This is a genomic window from Streptomyces sp. NPDC001220 (genome assembly GCF_053597895.1).
Genome location: NZ_JBSFJE010000001.1, coordinates 117,115 through 136,737, shown reverse-complemented (window position 1 = coordinate 136,737; position 19,623 = coordinate 117,115). Strand labels below are relative to the sequence as shown.

The 19,623-nt window shown below is 68.8% G+C and carries 25 protein-coding genes; 7 read left to right on the top strand and 18 right to left on the bottom strand.

Translation table 11 applies throughout. The annotated features are described in order from the left end of the window. The first annotated feature begins 116 nt into the window (after positions 1 to 116). Positions 117 to 392, top strand: coding sequence for a sigma factor (locus ACWDGI_RS00695; protein WP_450755243.1), 276 nt, complete (start codon positions 117 to 119; stop codon positions 390 to 392). Between the two features lie 13 nt (positions 393 to 405). On the opposite strand, the gene ACWDGI_RS00690 is transcribed toward ACWDGI_RS00695, so the two are convergent. The 11 genes from ACWDGI_RS00690 to ACWDGI_RS00640 form a co-directional block, all read right to left on the bottom strand. Further along, on the bottom strand, positions 406 to 870 hold the full coding sequence (locus ACWDGI_RS00690; RefSeq protein WP_450755241.1) for a TadE/TadG family type IV pilus assembly protein: 465 nt from the start codon (positions 868 to 870) through the stop codon (positions 406 to 408). A gap of 2 nt (positions 871 to 872) precedes the next feature. Further along, a complete protein-coding gene (locus tag ACWDGI_RS00685) occupies positions 873 to 1,289 on the bottom strand; it encodes a TadE/TadG family type IV pilus assembly protein (RefSeq protein WP_450753980.1) in 417 nt (138 codons plus the stop codon). Further along, positions 1,290 to 1,742 (bottom strand): TadE family protein, encoded by a 453-nt coding sequence (locus ACWDGI_RS00680; RefSeq protein WP_450753978.1) that lies wholly within the window; start codon positions 1,740 to 1,742, stop codon positions 1,290 to 1,292. Between the two features lie 37 nt (positions 1,743 to 1,779). Next, positions 1,780 to 2,031, bottom strand: coding sequence for a hypothetical protein (locus ACWDGI_RS00675; RefSeq protein ID WP_450753976.1), 252 nt, complete (start codon positions 2,029 to 2,031; stop codon positions 1,780 to 1,782). 49 nt (positions 2,032 to 2,080) lie between these two features. Then, positions 2,081 to 3,001 (bottom strand): type II secretion system F family protein, encoded by a 921-nt coding sequence (locus tag ACWDGI_RS00670; protein ID WP_450753974.1) that lies wholly within the window; start codon positions 2,999 to 3,001, stop codon positions 2,081 to 2,083. Continuing rightward, positions 2,998 to 3,987, bottom strand: coding sequence for a type II secretion system F family protein (locus ACWDGI_RS00665; protein ID WP_450753972.1), 990 nt, complete (start codon positions 3,985 to 3,987; stop codon positions 2,998 to 3,000). Before ACWDGI_RS00665 ends, ACWDGI_RS00670 begins: the two co-directional genes overlap by 4 nt. 6 nt (positions 3,988 to 3,993) lie before the next feature. Then, positions 3,994 to 5,301, bottom strand: a complete 1,308-nt coding sequence (locus tag ACWDGI_RS00660) for a CpaF family protein (RefSeq protein ID WP_450753970.1) — start codon at positions 5,299 to 5,301, stop codon at positions 3,994 to 3,996. Further along, a complete protein-coding gene (locus tag ACWDGI_RS00655; RefSeq protein ID WP_450753968.1) occupies positions 5,298 to 6,137 on the bottom strand; it encodes a hypothetical protein in 840 nt (279 codons plus the stop codon). Before ACWDGI_RS00655 ends, ACWDGI_RS00660 begins: the two co-directional genes overlap by 4 nt. A 16-nt stretch (positions 6,138 to 6,153) precedes the next feature. Next, positions 6,154 to 6,870, bottom strand: a complete 717-nt coding sequence (locus ACWDGI_RS00650) for a hypothetical protein (protein ID WP_450753966.1) — start codon at positions 6,868 to 6,870, stop codon at positions 6,154 to 6,156. Between the two features lie 412 nt (positions 6,871 to 7,282). Continuing rightward, entirely contained in the window at positions 7,283 to 8,251 is a 969-nt protein-coding gene (locus ACWDGI_RS00645) for a hypothetical protein (RefSeq protein WP_450753964.1), read from the bottom strand. A gap of 65 nt (positions 8,252 to 8,316) precedes the next feature. Further along, positions 8,317 to 8,985, bottom strand: coding sequence for a hypothetical protein (locus ACWDGI_RS00640; protein WP_450753962.1), 669 nt, complete (start codon positions 8,983 to 8,985; stop codon positions 8,317 to 8,319). A 386-nt stretch (positions 8,986 to 9,371) separates the two neighbouring features. On the opposite strand from ACWDGI_RS00640, the gene ACWDGI_RS00635 reads away from it, so the two are divergent. The 3 genes from ACWDGI_RS00635 to ACWDGI_RS00625 all read left to right on the top strand — a co-directional run bounded on the left by ACWDGI_RS00635 (position 9,372) and on the right by ACWDGI_RS00625 (position 11,341). Then, complete coding sequence (locus ACWDGI_RS00635; RefSeq protein WP_450753960.1) at positions 9,372 to 9,929, top strand: hypothetical protein; 558 nt, start codon at positions 9,372 to 9,374, stop codon at positions 9,927 to 9,929. A gap of 127 nt (positions 9,930 to 10,056) precedes the next feature. Next, positions 10,057 to 10,713: a hypothetical protein gene (locus ACWDGI_RS00630; protein ID WP_450753959.1), complete on the top strand. Its 657-nt coding sequence runs from the start codon at positions 10,057 to 10,059 to the stop codon at positions 10,711 to 10,713. Between the two features lie 19 nt (positions 10,714 to 10,732). Further along, a complete protein-coding gene (locus ACWDGI_RS00625; RefSeq protein ID WP_450753957.1) occupies positions 10,733 to 11,341 on the top strand; it encodes a hypothetical protein in 609 nt (202 codons plus the stop codon). A 158-nt stretch (positions 11,342 to 11,499) separates the two neighbouring features. On the opposite strand, the gene ACWDGI_RS00620 is transcribed toward ACWDGI_RS00625, so the two are convergent. The 5 genes from ACWDGI_RS00620 to ACWDGI_RS00600 all read right to left on the bottom strand — a co-directional run bounded on the left by ACWDGI_RS00620 (position 11,500) and on the right by ACWDGI_RS00600 (position 15,393). Beyond that, positions 11,500 to 12,096: a hypothetical protein gene (locus ACWDGI_RS00620; protein ID WP_450753955.1), complete on the bottom strand. Its 597-nt coding sequence runs from the start codon at positions 12,094 to 12,096 to the stop codon at positions 11,500 to 11,502. After that, positions 12,096 to 12,770 carry a hypothetical protein gene (locus tag ACWDGI_RS00615; RefSeq protein WP_450753953.1) on the bottom strand — a complete coding sequence of 225 codons (675 nt, stop codon included), beginning with the start codon at positions 12,768 to 12,770 and terminating at the stop codon, positions 12,096 to 12,098. Before ACWDGI_RS00615 ends, ACWDGI_RS00620 begins: the two co-directional genes overlap by 1 nt. Beyond that, the gene (locus ACWDGI_RS00610) at positions 12,767 to 13,606 is read right to left on the bottom strand and encodes a hypothetical protein (RefSeq protein ID WP_450753951.1); all 840 of its coding nucleotides are present in this window, start codon (positions 13,604 to 13,606) and stop codon (positions 12,767 to 12,769) included. The genes ACWDGI_RS00615 and ACWDGI_RS00610 overlap by 4 nt, the downstream gene beginning before the upstream one ends. 75 nt (positions 13,607 to 13,681) lie before the next feature. After that, positions 13,682 to 15,094 carry a hypothetical protein gene (locus ACWDGI_RS00605; protein ID WP_450753949.1) on the bottom strand — a complete coding sequence of 471 codons (1,413 nt, stop codon included), beginning with the start codon at positions 15,092 to 15,094 and terminating at the stop codon, positions 13,682 to 13,684. Further along, positions 15,091 to 15,393: a hypothetical protein gene (locus ACWDGI_RS00600; RefSeq protein ID WP_450753947.1), complete on the bottom strand. Its 303-nt coding sequence runs from the start codon at positions 15,391 to 15,393 to the stop codon at positions 15,091 to 15,093. Before ACWDGI_RS00600 ends, ACWDGI_RS00605 begins: the two co-directional genes overlap by 4 nt. A gap of 246 nt (positions 15,394 to 15,639) precedes the next feature. Between ACWDGI_RS00600 and ACWDGI_RS00595 the strand changes: the two genes are divergently transcribed. Then, on the top strand, positions 15,640 to 15,777 hold the full coding sequence (locus ACWDGI_RS00595; protein ID WP_450753945.1) for a hypothetical protein: 138 nt from the start codon (positions 15,640 to 15,642) through the stop codon (positions 15,775 to 15,777). Positions 15,778 to 16,459: 682 nt separating this feature from the next. On the opposite strand, the gene ACWDGI_RS00590 is transcribed toward ACWDGI_RS00595, so the two are convergent. Beyond that, positions 16,460 to 16,627 (bottom strand): hypothetical protein, encoded by a 168-nt coding sequence (locus tag ACWDGI_RS00590; protein ID WP_450753943.1) that lies wholly within the window; start codon positions 16,625 to 16,627, stop codon positions 16,460 to 16,462. A 353-nt stretch (positions 16,628 to 16,980) separates the two neighbouring features. Here ACWDGI_RS00590 and ACWDGI_RS00585 point away from each other — a divergent pair, with 353 nt between their 5' ends. Together ACWDGI_RS00585 and ACWDGI_RS00580 are read left to right on the top strand one after the other, a co-directional pair. Beyond that, positions 16,981 to 17,646 (top strand): hypothetical protein, encoded by a 666-nt coding sequence (locus tag ACWDGI_RS00585; protein WP_450753941.1) that lies wholly within the window; start codon positions 16,981 to 16,983, stop codon positions 17,644 to 17,646. A gap of 6 nt (positions 17,647 to 17,652) precedes the next feature. Next, positions 17,653 to 18,150 (top strand): hypothetical protein, encoded by a 498-nt coding sequence (locus tag ACWDGI_RS00580; RefSeq protein WP_450753939.1) that lies wholly within the window; start codon positions 17,653 to 17,655, stop codon positions 18,148 to 18,150. Here the strand turns inward: ACWDGI_RS00580 and ACWDGI_RS00575 are convergent. Continuing rightward, entirely contained in the window at positions 18,140 to 19,618 is a 1,479-nt protein-coding gene (locus tag ACWDGI_RS00575) for a putative T7SS-secreted protein (protein ID WP_450753937.1), read from the bottom strand. The two genes, ACWDGI_RS00580 and ACWDGI_RS00575, sit on opposite strands and share 11 nt — an antisense overlap. Positions 19,619 to 19,623: the final 5 nt, after the last annotated feature.

The following is a 19,623-nucleotide window of genomic DNA, read 5'->3' as shown; positions in this document are numbered from 1 at the left end:
GGCGGGGCAGGTCGTCGTATCTGTGAGAGCGCCCGCAGTCCGTTTGATTACGCCGGAAACGCAAGCGAGTTGAGTGACATGCGTCACTTTCCGATGAGCCTGAAACTTTGCCTGCAGTGATCAGCTCCACCGACTACGCCCGGATCTACGAGGAACAGCAGCCGCGTCTCGTCGCGTATGCCCGCTCCCTCACCAGGAACGCCTGGGCAGCCGAAGGCCTCGTCGCCGAGGCGCACCTCAGGGTCTGGCGGCGGCCGGCCGAGGGTCACGAGATCGACAACGTGTCGGCGTACTCAACCGCCCCCGAACGCCCGGCCGACCCGGAACCCCCAACCGCCCCCGAACCCCCGGCCGACCCGGAACCCCCAACCGCCCCGAACCCCCGGCGGTGACCGGGTCGTCCGGTCAGCCGACCTCGTTCTCGGCCGTCGCCTCGCCGTGTACCACGATGGCGCCGCCGTAGAACATGCCCGTGAAGACCGGTTCATAGGTCAGCTGGACCTCGACCTGGACCTGCTGGGCGTCGGCGGCGACGCAGTGCGTGCCCGCGATGTCGGCCGTGGACATGTCCATCTCGCGGGCGAAGGTCTTCACCCGGGCGTCGCAGTCCTGGTAGTTGATGGGGGCGGCGCCGCCCTGGTTCTCGTAGAGCGCGGCCTTGTCGATGTCCTGCGCCGCGTAACGCGCCGCCTGTTCGGCGATGTCCGCGGCGCGTTCGCGCTTGGAGATGGACAGGCCGCCGTCGATGACGAAGGCGGAGAGGGAGAGGAACACCAGGGCGAAGATGATGACCGCCCCGGCGCCCGAGCCCCGGTCGTCGAGGCGCAGCCGCCGCGCGGCCCACCAGGTGCGCAGCAGCGCGATGCTCACGCTCACGCCGACCTCCGGAACGGGTCCAGCGGCGAGGAGAAGCTCGCGGTGAGCGTCGTGGGGATGTCCAGGCCGAGCATGGCCAGGCCCCGCACCTCGCAGCTCACCTCGACGGTGAAGATGGTGTCGGGCTCGAAGCCCGCGCTGGTCTGGACGACGGAGACCGGGCCGGAGCAGACGTCCGACAGGTCGGCCTTGGCGGCCTTGCGGGCCTCCGACATGGCCGTGGCGTGGTCCTTCTGGATGGAGCCCGCACGGGCCGCGTCGCGGGCGGCGCCGTCGATCGCGCCCCGGCCGTCCACGAGCTGGCCGAAGGCGACGAGCACGAGGATGAACAGGATCATGACCGGGGCGAGGATGACGACCTCGACGGTCGACAGCCCCCGGTCGTCCAGGGCTTTTTCCGTTGCGGAGGCCATCTAGTTCTTGTCCTCCACGAACCGCTCGACCGGTCCCGACGACTGCGCGTGCACCGTCAGGTCCAGGCCGGGGAACACCGTCGGGATGCGGGCCGAGATCTCGACGCCGACCGTGTTCTGCTCCGGCTGGAGCATCTTCACGTCGGGCGACAGGACGAGCTGCGGCCCGAGTTGGCTGATGTAGGAGTCGACCACGTCCTGGGCCTTGCCGCGCCAAGCGCCGGGCTCGGCGTCCGCGGTGGCACGGGCCTTGCGGGCGCCCGCCTGGGCTGCCGCTTGAGCCACGTGGTCGGCGAAGAAGTACAGCGCGAACTGCACCGTCGCGAAGATCATGAAGAAGAGGACGGGGGTGAGCAGCACGAACTCGATCGCGGTCATTCCCGAGTCACCGCGCGCGGCCGCCGCCCGGCGGCGTACCCAGCCGCACGGGCCTCTGCTCCCGCCCTCGGACATCCCCGTCACCCCCGTCGCCCCGTTGCCCTACGTCCGCTCAGCAGGTCTTGCTCGCGTTGGCGCCCTTGATGCAGTCGCCGACCTTGTTGGCGCCGTCGCTGAGCGCGGCGTTGATGATGGCGGCCACGACGCCGACGATCGCCACGACGACCGCGGAGATGATGACCCACTCGACGGCGGAGGCGCCGCGGTCGAGTTCGCCGGAGCGGGCGCGCTGCACCCGGCCCTGGAGGAAGGTGACCAGGAAGTCCATTGCCGGGATCCCGGTGCTGAAGTTCCGTCCGTTCATGGTGTGTTGTCCTCTCGAAACAGCAGTTGGCGAAGGTTCACGCAAGAGCTCAGACCTGGAACACCCGCATCGCCGCCGGGAAGATCAGGAAAACCAGGAAGCCGGCGCACAGCAGCAGCTGGGCGACGAGCATCGACTGGGACTTCTCGCCCGCGCTGCCCTCGATCTCGGCGAGTTCGCGGTGCCGCATGGTCTCGGCGCGGGAGGCGAGGGACTCGCGGACCTTGGCACCGTCGTCCGCGACCAGGGCCAGTGAGGCCGACAGGTCCTTCAGTTCCTCGACGCCGAGTTCCTCGCCGAGCGCGCCGAGCGCCTGCCACTGGCTGACGCCGGTGATCCGGGCGTCGGCGAGTGCGTTGCGGATGCGCTGGTTGGCCCAGCCGTCGGAGACCTCGGCGGCCGCCATCAGGGCCTCCGGCAGGCCGCGGCCGCCGGCGAGGCTCATCGACACCAGGTCGAGGTACGCCCCGATCACCCGCCTGAGGTCCCGTCGCTTCTCGGCGGCGTCCCGTCGTACCTCGAGGTCGGGCAGGAAGAAGAACAGGGCCGCGCAGGCCAGGGACAGCCAGACCGGGATGACCGGGCTGCGCCCGAAGCCCAGGGTGTAGACGACGGCGAACAGGAACGGGCCGAAGATCAGGCCGGTGGCCGCGAGCAGCACCTTGGTCGCGAGGAACTTCTCCCAGCTGCGTTCCAGGACGGCGAGGTCGGCGCGGAGCGAGCGCTGTTCCCAGCCCTGCTGCCGGTAGAAGTCGGCGACCCGTTCGCCGACCTCGGCGCGCAGGGAGCCGAAGCAGCCGGTGTCCTGCGTCTGCCGCGCGGACTCGTACGCCGCGCCGCGTGCCCGCATCGCGTCGATCCGGGCGACCTGGGCGATCGCGCTGCGCTTGGACGGCATCAGGGCGCGGATCAGGGCGTAGACGCCCAGACCGAGGATCACGCCGACGACGATCGGCATCGTGAGGCTCATCGGCGGGCCCCTTCCTCGGTGGGGAGCTGCTGCTGGCCGGGGGCGCCCGGTGCGTCGGGAGCGGTGCGGGGCGGTCGTACGAACTGGACCGAGGACTGGTCGCGGACCAGGAACCGTTCCGGGGTCTCGATGGTGGACAGCTTGCGCAGCCACCAGAAGCCGAGTGCGAACAGGGCGCAGACCAGGGCGAGGACGAGCTGGCCGACGGCGGTGCCGTACGGCGAGACGAAGTCGCGGTTGAAGACGGCGAGGCCGAGCACGAACGCCACCGACACGGCGACGACGATCTGCACCGACCGCCGGGTGGAGGCGCGCTGGGCCATCACGCGCTGGCGCATGTCGACCTCCTCGCGCGACGACTTGGCCAGGGCGCCCAGCACTTGGCGCAGACCGGGGCCGCGGAGGCGGGCGTTGAGGATGAGCGCCGCGACGATGATGTCGGCCGAGGCGTCGTTGATCTCGTCGGCGAGGTGCTGGAGGGCGTCCGGCAGCGGGGTGCGGGAGCGCAGCCGGTCGACGAGGGCGTCGAGGTGCGGCCGCAGGATCGGCGCCGAGGCCCGCGCGGAGGCCGGGATGGCCTGCTCCAGGCCGACCGCGCCGGCGATGGTGTCGCGCAGCGACTCGGTCCAGGAGGCGAGGGCCTCCACGCGCTTCATCGCGGCGCGTTCCTCGGCGGCGCCGCCGAACAGCTTGTCCCAGAAGAAGACCAGGACGCCGGCGGCGACGCCGGCCACCGCCCAGCGGGTCATCAGCAGGACGGCGAGTCCGATGATGGCCGCGAGGGAACCGCGCTGACCGGCGAACCGGATGAGCTCGGCGGCCCGTTCGTTCGCCTTCTGCTTCTCGTGGTCGGGCTTGGCGGGCAGGCCGCGGATCGCCAGGATCAGCAGCGCGAGTCCGCCGCCGGCGGCGACACCGCAGCCGAGCGCGTAGAGGACCTCGGTGGAGAAGAGTCCGCCCATGGAGCCCAGGGAATTCAGGTTCATGTCAGATCACCCCCAGGCCCCGTGCGGCTGGTAGCCGTAGGCCATCAGGTCCTCCAGACAGGCTATGGGCGCATGTGGTACGACCCGGCCGTCGGGGGCCTCCGCGAACACCTCGCTGGACAGCACCCGGCCGTCGACGCCGTTGACCTCGCGGACCGAGGTGACCATGCGCTGGAGGCGGCCACCGGTCTGGTAGTTGTTGCGCCGCTGGATGAAGACGACGAAGTTCACCGCGCCCGCGATCAGCATCTGGCTGGCCTCGATGGGCAGTCGCTCGGAGGCCTGGAGCGCGTAGGTCGAGATGCGGTTGAAGACTTCGCTGGAGCTGTTGGCGTGGATCGTGGAGAGCGACCCGTCGTTGCCCTGCGACATCGCGTTGAGCATGGTGACGATCTCGTCGCCGAGGACCTCACCGACGATGACCCGGGAGGGGTTCATACGGAGCGAACGGCGGACCAGTTCGGCCATGGAAATGGTGCCCTGGCCCTCGGAGTTGGGCAGCCGTTCCTCGAACGCGACGACGTTCGGGTGCAGGTCGTGGAAGGTGTCGAGGCCCAGCTCCAGCGCGCGCTCGACGGTGATGAGCCGCTCGTGCGGCGGGATCTCGTTGGCGAGAGCGCGCAGCAGCGTCGTCTTGCCGGCGTTCGTGGCGCCCGCGATCATGATGTTCTTGCGGGCGCGCACGGCGCAGGCCATGAAGTGCGCGACCTCGGGCGTCACCGTGCCGTTGCCGACCAGGTCGGAGATGAAGACCTTGCCCATGCGGGCGCGGCGGATGGACAGCGCGGGCCGCCGGGTGACGTCCATGACGGCGGAGAGCCGGGAGCCGTCGGGGAGGCGGAGGTCGAGCTGCGGGTTGGCGGAGTCGAAGGGCCGGGAGGAGAGACCCGAGTAGGCGCCGAGCACCTGGATGAGCTCGACGAGTTCCTCGTCGGTCTCGGCGACGGGGTCCCCCTTCGCCTCCCGTCCGTCGCTGTACCCCACGAACACCTGGTCGCACCCGTTGATGTCGATGTTCTCGACCTCGGGGTCGTCCAGCAGCGGCTGGAGGCGGCCGACACCGAAGAGCGCCGCGTGCACGGCGGCCGCGTACTGCTCCTCGGTCTCCGCGTCCAGCGGGGTGCGCCCGGCGTTGATGTCCGCGCGGGCGTAATCCTCCAGGATCTGGGCTATGACCGCGCGGGCGTACTGCCGTTCGTCCTCGTTGGACATCGGCGTGACACCGGACGTCTGGTCCTGGCGGCGCTGCTCGGCGATACGGTCGCCGGCGTCCTGCCGGAACCGCTTGACCAACTGGTGGTCGACAGCGGTCATCGGCCGGCCCCCGCATGGGGCGCCTGGGTCGGTACGGACCAGGCGGCGCCGTACTGTTGGTGGAGGTCGGCGGTGACCTTGCGGGCCGAGCGGATGAGCAGGGACTTGTCGAGGCGCCCGCGCTTACGGCCGGCCAGCTGGTCGGCACCGGCCGGGTCGTCGGCGATCGTGCCGACCACCCGGGCCCCGGTCTGGGCGTGTACGAGCATGTCGTTGACCTGGTTGACCAGCTTGCCGGAGCTCGACGGGTCGGCCACCAGCACCACCCCGATCAGCGGGGTGGCGAGCGCGGCGGCACCGCGCGGGCCGCCGTGCAGCTTCTGCGCGAGGGCGGCCGCACGGTCCCGGACCCGGGCGAGGGCCTCCGGCTCGGTCCGCGAGACCAGCAGCACGAGCGCCGCGTGCGGGAACAACTCGACGGCCGGGGTGTCGCCGCTGACCCGGCCGCAGTCGGCGATGACGTCGGCGGGCGCGTTCGGGGAGTCGGCGAGGGAGGCGAAGGCGTGCCCGAGGGTGGGCCACAGCCCGGCGAGCCCGGCGGCCTGCTCGGCGATGCCCAGCCCGACCAGCACCTCCAGGCCGCCGCTCAACGGCTGCACGTGATCCCAGAGTTGGTCGGGAACCAGCCCGCGCCGGGCGGTGGCCGCTATGGAGAGCATGCCGGTGTTGGGGTTGAGCGGTCCGCCGTGCGCGGCGGCACTGCGGTAGACCAGGTCGCCGCCGGCCGGATCGGCCTCGGCGAGCAGGACCCGACGCGGCCAGACCGCGGCCAGCGCGACGGCCGCGGTGGTGACGCCGGGGGAACCCTTGTCGGCGGCGATTGCGATGAGCGCCATGGGGTGGGGCCGCCTTCTAGTTGCCGGAGCCGGGTACGAGGACTAGGGCGACCTCGCCGTTGGAGGCGGCGTCGGCCAGATCGGCGGCCTTGTCGCTGTCGACGGTGAGCGTGACGGCGTAGTTGGTGCTGGCGGTGAAGTCCGAGCCGCTCTTGGCCTCTGGTACGGCGGTGACCCTGGCGTCGCCGACGATCAGCGAGTCGGTGCCGTTGGCGGAGGAAGAGCTGCCGGCGGACGAGGAGCCGGTGACACGGTAGGCGGCGACGGTGTCCCCGACCTCGATACCGGTCGGGTACTGACCCTCCTTGAGGGCCAGGCCGACGGTGGACTTGCCGGCGGGAAGCTTGCTGCCGCTGCCGAACATCTCACCGACGGCGACGGCGCCGGCCGGGATGGTGCTGAGGGCCTTCAGCTTCTTCAGGCCCTCCAGCTGGGACCACCTGACGTAGTGGATGCTGGAGTCGTCGGCGACCATGACGGAGGTCACGTTGCTGCCGGTCACGGAAGACCCGGCCGGGATCTCCTGCGTGATCTTTATGACCTCGACCCGCTTGCCGGCCTGCAGCACGAGCGTCGTAGCCCCCAGCGCACCCAGCAGAATCAGCAGCACCGCGAGCGCCGCCAGCGCGGGCTTGCGCTCGCGCGGCGCGGTGGGAAGCCGGTCACCGGCCGAAGGCTGAGCCGGACCACCGGAACGACCGGCGCCCGCCCCCGTACGCTCTTGGATCTTCACGCAACCGCTCCCCGTTACAGCCAAGACTCTGTCTGTCAAGAACTCTGAAACTCTGTCAACGCTTCGAAAGCGGACACTCCACACCAATCACCCCGAGTCGGCCAAATACCCGGCCACGGGGTGAGTGTCAAGCGATCGCACCGTATCAGCCACACATAAGCCCCTCAAGGCGCGCCGGGACACCTTGACCCCACTGAAATCGTCGTTGCGATCTGCAACGGCGCTGGCCCGTGTGCCAGTTGAGAACAGGGAGCAGACGAGGGACCCAGACCTGTGCGCCGGCGAATCCAGAACACCCACGCCGCACACCGCCCGCGCCCCTCCTCCTCACCGGCCACCCGTAAGGCCTGCACGAATGAATCACACCGGCTTGACCGACCCGGCTCAGGAGGCAGCGGAACGATCCCCGCCGCTACCGGTTCACCGACTGGATCTCGTGGACCGCCACGTTCTCCTCGAACGTGGACAACCCGTCCGGAAGACCCGGCTGTTGCGTCGGCCCGTCGGGGTCGGCGGAGTCCGTCCAGGTCACCTTCCAGGTGATGGAGGCCTTGAAGGGATAGGTGCCGCTCCCCGACGACTTGAGGTACGTCACGTTGCAGCCCGCGTCCTTGCTGTCGACCGTGTACCCCTTGGCGCCCTTGACCAGGTCGTACGTGCAGCTCTGCGGATCGGCGTCCGCGGTACCGGCGTCCACCTTGAGCGCCACGGGAGTCGCGACGGTGGTCGCGGCCATCTGTACGCCCTTGTAGTTGATGCTGGCGGTCGTCCAGGTCCGGTCGAAGTCGCCGTCGAGCTTCACCCGCGTGCCCAGGTTCACGACGAGCCGGTCGCCCTTCGGGCTCAGCGCCACGGGGGGCGTCGGCAACTTGGTCGAGTTGTAGGCGAGTTCGGAGAGCGTCTCCGGGGTCAGCTGATGCGGGTCCTGCTTCGGCCGCGCCGGGGGTACCCAGATCTCCCAGTTGGCGGGGGTGACGGGGCAGGCCTCGCTGAAAGCGTCGTGACGGAACTGCACCTGCCACCACAGGCCCTTGTCGCCCTTGTGGTAGTCCTCGCCCTCCCGCTTCTTCGCGTAACTCGCCGCGGGTTCCTGCGCGCCCTTGTACGAGGACTTGATGAACTCCTCGTACTCCTGGGGCGTGTACATCGGCTCGTACCAGCAGACGGGGGGCTTCCAGTCGGCGTTCGAGGACGTGGCCTTCGAGGTGGAGCTGCCGGAGCTGCCGGTCTTGATCTGGTGGACCTGGATGTGGGCGCCGATGGTTCCGGGTCCGGAGCTGCCGCCGGAGCCGGAGTTGGGGTCGGATTTGGGTGGCGTCGGCTGGACATCGCCCTCGTCTCCGCCATAGGAAGGGTCACCCGCATACGCCGGAGTGCTCACTCCCAACGCCATGATCAGACTCACGGCCGCCGCCGTCCAGGCGGCGGGACGAACGACTCGGGCACTCACCTCTGCACGCACGAGACGTCCCCCTTCTTCCAGCTCTGCTGTGTGACCTGCCAGTCGCCGGCCTGGTCCTTCGCGACCTGGAGCGTGTTGAGGATGAAGTCCTTGTCGCTCGGCTTGGTGACTTGCACCTTTTGAGTCTTGACGACCTTGCCGTACGCCTTGCTCTGGTCCTCGCAGTACCGAACCGCCGCCGTCTTGCCGTTCGCGACGTCGGTCACCTGGAAATCGAAGTACCGATAGTGGCCCGTGACGGTCAGACCCTGTTTCTTGAGGTCCGCAACCCTGTTGGCCCAGTAGGTACGGGCGTATCCCGCAAAGTAGCGATTCAGGTTGACGGTCTGCCCGCTCCCCTTGGCGAAAGCCTCGAGCCGCGCCTGGGCCGCGTACGCCAGATCCCGAAGAACAGCGTCCTTTGTGGCGACCCCTGTCGGCTCCCTGTCGACGGTCACGGTGATGTCCGACGGAAAGTCGAAGCTCGGCGCGTTCTTGTCGGCCGAAGCCGAAGCGGAAGCGGACGGCGACGTGGAAGCCGACTCGCTGCTGTCCGCCCCCTTGATCTTGTCCTTCGCCGAAGTGTCACCGGAGTCGCTGCTGCAACCGGTCGCAGCGAACGCGAAGGCTGCGAGAAGGCAGGCAACGGCCGCCCTCTGTCGCGTGGTCGGCATGAGAGCTTGTCCCCCGAGGTAGACGTCGGTGTGCCGAAAGATGATCCCATGCGTGAAGGGGGAGGGACCGGACGGCCCCGGAGACTGATGCGGCATCGTGAAAATGGTGAAGGTCCCTTCACACGCTGCACCACAGCACGTTGCGTGTGTACACGCCCGCATCCCGCACCAGAGACTGGCGGGGCCGGACGGGACCCGTGGATAGAGTCGGCCGGTATGGGGAGGGGGACGGCCAGTGCCCCGCACCGCGACCGTGGGGACAGATGGTGTTCGGCAGGAGCAGGAACGTCGATGACCCGCCCGTTCCCGTCGTGCCCTGGGCCGACGCTTGGGAGTTCAGCATCACCCATGAGGAACGCCCCGTCACGCTGCAGCGGAAACGGCCCGTGTTCGGCATCCGTGCCGTCCGGGTTCCGCACGGCGGAAGTGCGCGGAAGGTCAACGCTCCGTGCGCGTTCTTTCCCCCGCAGGGAGCCGCGGACGGCCTGCGTCTGTACGAGGACGCGGAGGGTCATCGTCTCCTGTGCTCCGTCGACGATCCCGAGGACGCGGGCGGCGCCCGCCGCTACCAGGTCCGGGACGGGCTGGGCCAGGTCGTCGGTGCGGTCCGCCGAATCCCGCCGCTGAAGCACGCTCTCAGGCCGACCTGGCGCATCGAACAGCGGGGGCGTCCCGAGCTCGTGAGCAGCGCGGAGTGGGCGAAGGGCGGGGTCACCGAGATGGTCCAGAAGGGCGCCGGCAAGCTGCTGCTGGGCGCCCTGCAGGCCGTGGCCGACATGGGCGCGGAGGGCGGCGACCAGCCCGGCAGGCCGCGCACCCTCGAATGGAAGGCCGACGGAGAGCTGGTGCTGACGTCCGAGGAGGATCGCCGCTTCCTGGTCCGGGCCGAGTGGCTGGACCGGCGGCTGGTCTTCGCGTACGCCCTGCTGCGTGACGGGAGTTGAGCGGCCATCCGGTGTCGGTGACCGAACTGCCGCAGAAGCTGCGGCGGTTGCCGGCGACGCCGTCCGAATAGGATCGGACGGTCCGGTGAGGGTTCGCCGGCCTGCGTGACGGGGAGGGTGTCAGACCGTGATCGAGCCGTCGTACCGCCATCACTGGAAGCCCCCCGAGGGCGAGGAGCTCGTGACGCGCGGCCGGGTGTCCTTCGCGAGCGGGGCCGCGGGGCGGGTCGAAGGGCGACGCTGGTTCCGGGACACGGAACGACGGGACATCCAGGCCGAGTTGGCGGACTGGCCGGCAGGGCCGGTGTATCGCCGACGCTCGTGGTTCGCCCGCGTGGTGGGGGACGGCGTGGTGGCGGTGTTCGCCGTCCTGTTCACGCTCGTCCTCGGACTCCTCGGAGGCAGCCCGGCCCAGCCGGACGGTCTCGGCAGGAGTGCGGACCCGGAGAACGAGGAGAAGGACTTCCCGGTGCTGTGGGCGACCCCCGGCACGATCGCCCGTACCCTCCCCTGGCAGCTCGACCCGGCCCGGCGCCCCGGCACGGACATCACGGAGCTGGCCCTGACCGATCGCCGGTTGCTGGTGCTCGGCGGGCTGAAGGACCCCAGGAAACCCTGGGAGGAAGTCCTCTGGGACACGGATCTCGGCACGGTCGCCGCGGTGGAGCGGCGACCGTTCAGTGCCGGCGGCCGGGACTTCCGGATCACCTTCACGGATGGCTCCTGGTGCCGTCTGACGTCCTTGGAGGGCGAGGCCCTGCTTCGCCATCTGGCCGCCGGCTGACCGAGAGGGGAGGCGCGCCGTGGGTGGATCGGCCAAGCCCGGGCGCCCGAGGGCCGCTCCGGCCGCGTCGCGGGTCCGGGGGCCCGGTGCGAAGAAGGCGAAGAAGGACCGGGACGCTCTCTTCGGGTGCCTGATGTTCCCCTGCATCGGGGGCGGGTTCGTCCTGATGGCATTGGGCACCATGCTCTGGGGCGACGACGCCTGGCGGTGGGCGGCACGGGACTGGCCGGGCGGGGCGTACGCCTTCGCGGTGTGCCTCGGTGTGGCCGCCCCGCTCCTGGTCGGGCTCTTCCTCCGGACTCTGGACGGTGTGGGGCGACAGGCATGGAAGACCCGTCCGGCCCGCGCCCTGGGCTGGACGGTTCTCGCCGTCCTGGCCGTGGCCTTGCTTTTGGTCTTCCTGTCGCTGGCCTTCAACGCGATGGACAGCGGCAGGCGTAAACGCGGTTCGGTGACGCCGAGTTGGGTGTTCGCCCATTACCCGTGGCTGTGGGCGGTGGGCATCGCCTCGACGATCGCTTCGGCGGTGCTGCTGGTGTGGACGCTGGTGATCCTGACCCGGCGGGCCGACGCCCGCCAGGACGTGAGCAGGACGAGCCCCCACGCCTCGGGAACGGCGAGACGGTAGTCGGAGGGGGGTGCCGAACCGGACGCATTGCCGAACCGGACGTCCCGCCGTTCATCCCGCTGTCCCGATCGCCCGACCGTACCGGTCGCGCCGCCCCATGGAGGACCTTCGGCCCGGTGGCCCACGGCCCGTTGGAACGCGTGTGTGCCAGGTTCGTGCTAGGACGTGACCCGGACGGTCTTGGCCAGTTCGTCGGTCAGCTCGCACAGGGCGTCCGTGTGGGCCAGCGCCTTCCATGACGTGAGCAGGACGAGCCCCCAGGTCTCGTCGGCCCGGATGCCGTAGGCGCACGTCTCCATGACCGTCCCCAGCCCGTCCCGGCCGACGTCCTGGACGTACGCGTGCCGGACCCGAACCGCCGGGCCCGCGGGAAGGGTACGGAGCTCGGCCTCGGGCGGGCGGTAGGAGACCGGGGTGGGGGCGGCCAGGTAGCGCCGGAGCAGGTCGACGGTCATGGTCGGGTACGTGTCGTCGGCGACCAGCCCGGACAGCTCGATCCGGGCGAGTTCACCGAGGCGGGGTTCGGGGACGTACGACAGCGCGCTGATCGGGCCGCGCTCGCGGGAGTCGGCGGCGGCCTCGCGAAGTTCGGCGGCGAGGGCGTCGAACAGCTTCGGCACGTCGTCGTCCGGACCGACGAGCCCCCGGGCGGTCTCCGCGGCCCACCCGCGCAGATCCACGGACGACCGTACGGGCAGCGCGACGGCGTCCTCCGGTGTCCGCATACGAACGGTCGCGGCGGCGAACTCGGGCATCAGGCCATCCATTGCAGGGTGCGGGCGACGGAGTCGAACAACGTGACCAGGGCCTCCACCAGCGGCTCCAGCGGCGGTGCCGTCGGTGTCGAGAAGGAGAGCAACAGCCGCTGGCCGCTGTGCGGGACGGCGAGGTAGATGTCCAGGTGGGCGACGGCGAGTTTGTTGCCTTCGAGGTTGCCGGGGCCGTCGGGGGCGGGCCGGCGAAGGTAGCGGTGGCGTACGGCGGGGCCGGCGGGGAGGTCGACGAGGGTGACGTCGTCGTCACCGACGTGACCGGCGTCGCCGCCATCGGCGCCCTCGGCGCCGAGGACGAGGGAACGGGCGATGTCGCCGAGGTCGCCGGGATCGGTGCCGGGTGCGGGCCGCAGGACGGTCACGACCAGACCGGCGGAGACGGCGACCTGGCCGAGGACCTCGTTGACGACGTACATCTCGACGCCACCGTTGGCCTGCGCCGCCGCGGCCTGTGCCCGCATCCGCTCCGCGAGCGCGGCCTCCAGCTGCGGGGTGGCCCGCGTACGCCGCAGCCCCCGCTTGACCAGCTTGTCGATGCGGTGCGTCCAGCGCTCCGGACTGTCCAGCTCGATCCGCTCCCAGCCGTCGGGGACGGCGAGGCGGTAGTCGGAGGGGGGCGGGACGGGGGTGACGCGGGTTTCCGTGCGGTCGGTCATACGTCCGTACCGCTCGCCCGGCTGCCCTGTTCGCCCCGCCCACTGCGCCGCTCGTTCGACCGGCTCATCACAGCGGCGGTCACCGGGGTGAGGACGAGGACGGCTGCGGCGCCGAGGCAGACGTACGCGGCAGCGGTCCCGCCGATGGCGGACTTGCCTCCGAGCACCGGCCGGTAGTGATTCGACGGGTCGATCACCGCATGGGTCCTGGCGCCGACCATGGTCTCGTCGGTACACCGCTTGTCGTTCTTGAACACCCTGTGGACGGTTCCGTCCGGGAGCGTGACGCGGCAGTACGTGACGCGAACGCCGTGCGAGGCCTGCTCGTGCAGGGGCTTCGCGTAGGTGACCGTGGTCTCCTGCCCACGCAGGTGCAGGTACCACTCGTCGGCGGCGTACGAGCCCGTCCAGATCAGGGTGACATAGGCCACCGCGACGAGCCCGCAGGCGACGAGCCCACCGAGCGACCTGCGGGTCCTGAACCCCGCCCAGGCCACGACCACACCGCAGGACGCGCCGACGAAGAGCGCCGAGGAGTTGAGGACGTACGTGGACAGCAGGCACACGGCCACGCCGATGACAGCGGCCAGGAGCAGCCGTATCCACGGCCACCCCCCTCTGCTCTCGTCCGTGCGCCGATCGCCGTCGAAATCCCACGGGCTGGAAGGGCGGGAGTGCTCCGCGAGGATGTGCTGCACGGCCAGCTCACCGCCCTCCTCAAGAGCGATGTCGCGCAGTCTCGGCAGACCGAGCCCTTTCTCCTCGAGTTCGCGCTGTCTGCTTCTCGGGAGCCGGGCGAACTGTTCGTCGACGGTCTGGCCGTCTCCAAGTGCCACTTTCCTCGTTCTCTCCTCGCCCTTACGGGCCTCGCCGTGATCCGGTACCGCAAGTTGCAGTTTTGGTTGACGCCCTCAGCCGCCGGCGACCTTCCAGTTCCAGTTGTAGAAGGGAATGCCGCTCGACCCGAGGGGAGCTGTGTGCTTGAGACCGTCGAACAGGTTGCGTTCGATCGAGGCCGGCTCCCAGCCTGCCGAGGGCGCCAGGTTCACAATGCCCGCGCCCAGCGGCAGCACCTGGCTCGCTGCGTACAAGCCACCGGCCGACCATGCCTTGCCCTTGAAGACCGAGTCGGAGAGACCGCTCCACCTGGGCAGGTCCTTGGTGAGGATCGAGTCCTCGGCGCCACGCTCGGCGACGGCCGTGCGGATGTCGCTGAAGTACGCCTTGAAGTTGACGGACTCCTTGACGATCGACTTCATCCTGGGCAGGACGCTGTCCGGTCCCTTCGCCAGGGCTTCGGCGATCTTGCCCGCCTTGACTCCCGAGTTCGCCTGGGCGATTTCGCCGGCCAGTTTCTCGCCCACGCCCAGCCCCCGCAGGTTCAGGAACTCCCTGAGCGCCGACGATCCCCGCGCGGCGGTGGCCGCCTCTTTGAAGGTCGTCCCGAGAACCCGGCCGGCACCGAAGGACAGCACGCCGACCACGTCGATGGCGACGTCCAGCCAGGTGCCCTTGCCGTCCAGCGCGGAGACGGTGTCGCACACGAGCGCGACCACGGAGGCGATCAGGGCCAGTGCCCCGAGCACCTCGCCGAGGATGGGGACCCAGCTCAGCACCAGAGCCAGCAGGCAGAGCACTCCGGCGATCGCTCCCGCCCAGTGGCCGATGGTGGCGACCCAGTCCTTCCAGTTGTCCCACCAGTGGTGCTTGGGGTCCTTCAGCCCGTCGTGGTCGATGGCGTCCCGTATCGCCTTGGCGGCGTACCCGGCCTGGGTGTCCCGGTAGTCGAGCGCGGCCCGGAGCTCCCGCTTCGCGGCGTCCAGTTCCCCGTCCGAGGCTTCCTTCTGCCGCTTCAGCTTCTGCTTGTCGGGATGGCTGTCGCTACTCGACGGATGCTGATCGATCTGCTTCTGATAGTTACTGCTGTCGGCATCGGCGGCGGCGGCCTTCTTCAGCGCCGCACGGACCCGGTTCTGGGCGTGGCTGAGAGCGGTCGCCCAGTTCTCCCGTGCCTGGTCGGCGATGGGTTCGTACGGCACGGAGGAACCGAGGGCCGCCCCGGCCGCCGCGTACCGCTGATGCGACTGACCGAGCAGCTTTACGGTGTCCCCGGTCTTCTTGGTGAACTCCCTGCCCGCGTCGGAGTCCCACCCGTTCCCGTCGACGAGGTTGTTCAGCTTGCCGGCCTGCTCCTCGATCAGCTTGGCGGTGTCGGAGATCCGCTTGCCGAGCCGGGCCACCTCGTACGGATCCCCCGGCGTGAATTCCTTGTCGTCGTACCGAGCCGTCTGCCAGTCGACGCCGGAGAAGTCGTGATCGCTCACTTGTCCCCCGACTGGGCCTTGAGCAACGCGTCCGCGAGATGCTGATCGACCCCGTCGTAGGCCTTGGCCGCCTCGCCCGCGGTCTTCCCGAGGAACTCCAGCCCGTCGCAGAGCTGCTTGCGCTTCTTCTTCCAGTCGTCCGCGAAGTCGCCGAGCGCGCCGGCCACATCACCGGACCCGATCTCGGATCCGTACGAGTCGACGAGATCCTTCGCATGTTCAAAGTTGGACTTCAACTTCGCGACAGACCGGCTGATCTCCCGCAACTCGCTCGTGGACACCTTGACGTGATCCGCCACCACTAACCCCCGTGAACGCCTGCCTACCCGTCCGCCCCGCAGGACACAGACGGCCACGGTCACTGTGTGTCAAGGGTTTTCGGGGCCACAACCAACGAACCGCAAAGGGCGCTCAAAGGAGGGGTGTCGCCCGGCAGGCCGCATCGCCCCTCACTCCGCGGCCACCCAATCGTCACGGCATCTCCGCGAACGACAGTTGAGCGGGAGTCGACCAGGAACGCCACGAAGCACGCGATCCAGCGGGACGTGGCCTACTGCGCGCAGACCCGGCTCGGGGCCTTCGCCAAGGAGAACAAGGCCAACAAGGTCCTGCGCACCAAGCCGAGCCACAAGGACTTCATCCTCATCACGCTCCAAGCCGCGAAGGACTCCCGCAGTGCCTGACAGCCAGGCGATCCGGGCCGCACGCTGCTGGGACATGTCGGGGTAGTTCTCAGGAGCACTTTGATGTAGCCGCGGCGGTCAGCAGGGTAGGTACACAGCGCTTCGCGGAGCCTCTCCTCCTGCTCCTCCTGCGAGACGCCCGCCCCACGGCCCCGGCGAGGTTCCGGTGAGCGCTGCGCGCCCCACCGCCTCTCCGGCGGCCCGCATCCGAGCCCCGCCATGCCGTCCAGCCAACGGCGCCGAGAGCGAACCCCAGCGACCCCAGTTCCTCGCCTGTGGCATCCGCCTGTCTCTGCGCCTTCGGCCGGAGTTCGCCCCGGGGATCCTCGACGACCGTCGCCTTCTGGCCGACCTCAACTGTGACCGTGACCCCCTCGCCGCGCCGTTGCTGTGTGCGATCGTCGCGCCTATGTCAGCGACGTACACGGACATCACCGAGCTGGCCACGCTGAACAGCGTCGTGTACGTACTCGACGTCTTCGCCCCCAGCTTCCGAATGAACAGGACGAGGAGTAGGGCATGGACGATCCACAGAGGTACATGGAGGGCGGGGCCGTAGTCGCCCGTATGGACGAACAGGCCCGCGATGGCAGCGAGCACATAGCCGCCAATGACGACCGCGAGCACGACGGGGTGCCGCACACCCCTCTCGCGAGCCTCGTCATCCCAGCACTGCCGCCGCTCACATCTGTCTCTCCGTTCCTTCGGCCGCCGGATTCCGACCGCTCGGGCCTTCGTCTTCCGGCTCGTCGATCGACAGCGACCTCATGGCGCCGCTGAGCACGTCGAGGTACGCCGCCCAGCGGCCGGGATCCGTGTCCTGCGCGGTGAAGACGTAGAGGGCGGACACCGGCCCGGTTCTGCAACGGCACACCGAACTGCACCTAATACCGCGCGATCCTCCACAGCATCGCGGAACTCACCAGCTTCGAACGCCTTTCGACGAAGGACAGAAAGAGCAGTGGAGGAAGGGCGCGGGCCACACGACCGACAGGGCCCCAGCGCGCGGCACCATCCTACGGGCTGGACTCGTGCCGGGAAGCGCGGACGGCAAGAGCCGCACCAGGCCTACGGCCCGTTCGCTCCACTGGGGGAGCACCGTCCTCCTGATACCGTCGGCCAGAAGCGCCGAATTGCTTGCCGATTCCGTTAAGCGAACGACAGAATCGGAACAATTAACCAACTGTCGGGAGGGTTCAGCGCATGGGGGACGAAACACCTCGTACCGCCTTCGATGATCCGGCCACCCTTCGTGCGTGGCAGCGTGCGCGTCGGCGGACCATCACGACAACGACTTTGTGGGTGCTGTCCCTGCCGGGCTTTTTCGTGCTGGAGACGGTTCTCTGGGAGTCGTTGGTCGGCGGATCCCTCCCGGTGTACGTGATGGTAGTTCCCATCATTGTCTCGGTCATCGGGATTGCCGTGTCCGACTCCCGTCGGGTACAGCTGAAGAACATGCGGGGAATCCTGGCCACCTATCCCTGGCAGGACCACGCCCCACTCAAAAGCAACGCTCCGGCGGACATCAGCTACCTGAAACTCCCCAACCCTGATGACCGGCAAAAGGGCGTCAGCGTTGCCGTCCGGCGATACGGGCTCACGGGCAAACGTTGGCGAAGCGCAGTGGCCAACGCCAGGAGCCGGGGCTTCAAGTTCGCGGGGGATCCGCGGTTCGGCACTGTGATCGCGCTTCAGGGTGTGCATGAGCTGGGCGCCGCTAAGCCCACGCATGTGCTCGCCCCGAGCAGGGGAGCCCGGCCTGATGGTGTCAGCGAGACGGCTTGGCAGCGCGCTCAAGCGGCCGGCATCTCCGGGGAATCACCGCTGACCGAAGAAGAAGTCCGACTACTGCAGGCAGAGGGGAAGTGACGCTCCGTGCCTGAATTCATCTACACCCCGCTCGCCGACCAGGAAGACGTCGAGGACGGGCTCTTCCTCGGTCACCTCGAGGTCACGGGAAGCGCGGGGACCGCCACCACACGCACCGCCCACCGACCGGACGGCGGTATGGGAATCATCCTGTTCCCCGACTTGGTGGACCTACTCGACGGCGTGGCGGAGCTGCTCCGGCGCGGGCGCGGCAGGTTCGCCACCTCCGGCATGGGGCCGACCCTGACGTTCAAACTGAAGGGGGACGTCATGTCGATCAAGCACCGTCTGAAAGTGATCGACGAGTCGTCGCCACAGGCTGTCGCCGATGCGGTGTGGGCCGCTGCGCAGAGGCTGTCGGACAGCCTCCTGGCGCGTGTCACAACATCGACCGAACACACCGACATCATGGAAGACGGCAGCATCGGGTACATCGACTACCGCGTTCAGGTGCCGGCAGCCATGTCGAGGTTCCAGGAGGCACGCAAGTCGCTTACGAGCTGAACTGTGTCCTGGCAGGCAGGATGCCAGGTTTGTAACCACCACCGCCACCCGCGCCACTCAGGCCATCCAGGATGACGCCGTTGGTGTCGAAGCTCGCACCGAAGAACACCGAATTCACCGTGGCTCGGGTCACGCTTTTCACAAAGCCTTCGGTGCCGCCGGTGATCATCTGGCCCCTGGGATTCTTCCCGGCGAGAGTCATGCCGAGATCCCGATACTTTCTGCGGGTCAGGTCGGTGAACCTACTGTCGTTGATGATCTTGGGAAGCTTTTTGAAACCCTTGCTGACCAAGGGCGTCATACCGGCCCCGATGGCATTACCGACAAGATTACCCAGGGCGTTCTTCTGGACCTCGTTCCAGCCGCCATTGAAGGAATCCTTGAGGGTGGTTTTGAGCTCTCCGGTGGCAAACGCGTAGGCGACCTTGCGGAAGCCCTTGAGGTCTTCGCCCATACGCCACATTTTAATGAGACGGCTACACGCGATCTCGGCCTTCCTAACCCGCAGTGCCATCCTGAAGCCACCCACCAGCTTGCCGGCCTTCGCCACCATGGCCAGCCTGCCGACCACGGGAATGCAGTCCAGCACCGCGAACACGAGATCTCCCCAGCCGGCTTTACCTTGCGCGAACTTGGCTATTGTGTCCGCCAGGACGATCAGCGCTGCGGCCACGATGATGATCACAAGCCAGGGAGCGGCCACAAAGAGCGCCACGATGCCTGCGACCGCCACCACGATCTTGCATCCCGCGACAAAGACGTCCCAGTGGTCCGCAACCCAGTCGCCGAGCTTCTCGTACCACTTCTTGTTATGGATCCCGGCATCGGACGCACTGTGGATGTCGTGGACGAGTTTCGTGGCGGCCTTGTCCTGGTCCTTGCCCGCGTTCTCCGCCTTCGTCCTCAGCTCCGCCAGCTGGGAGTTCAGACTGTCGACCTGGCCCTGCACCGTCTTCTGGTGCTGGTTGGCGTGCTGGGCGTCACGGGTCGCCTTGCGGACCTTCTCCGGGTCGGGTGCGGGGGCGCTGCCGGTGGGGTTGTTCAGCTTGCTCTGTGCCGACTTGGCGTTGTTCGCCGCGGTGGTGGCACTCGCCAGCCGGGACTTCGCCCGGGAGAGGTCGCCGCGGAGCGTCCGGGCCTTGGCGAGTGCGTGGTCCGCCGTCGTCTGGGCGAGCTCCAGCTTCCCGGCGTAGGTCAGCAGGGCGCCTGAGACCATCTCGTACGAATCGTGGAGCTTCTGCAACTGGCCGGGCAGCTTGCCGATCTGGTCCTTGAACGCGTCCATGGCCTTGCCGGCCGACTCCTTGAGGACGGAGTCCTTCGAGGCGGAGCGGATTCCTCTGAGCACCGTGGCAACGTCTTCGACGAAGGTCTTGTATCGCTGGCCCTGGAGTTTTACCTCGTGCGGATCGCCGGGCGTCGGGTCGTCGTGCAGGTCGAGGTTGTGCCAGTCGGCAGGGCGGACCATTGAGC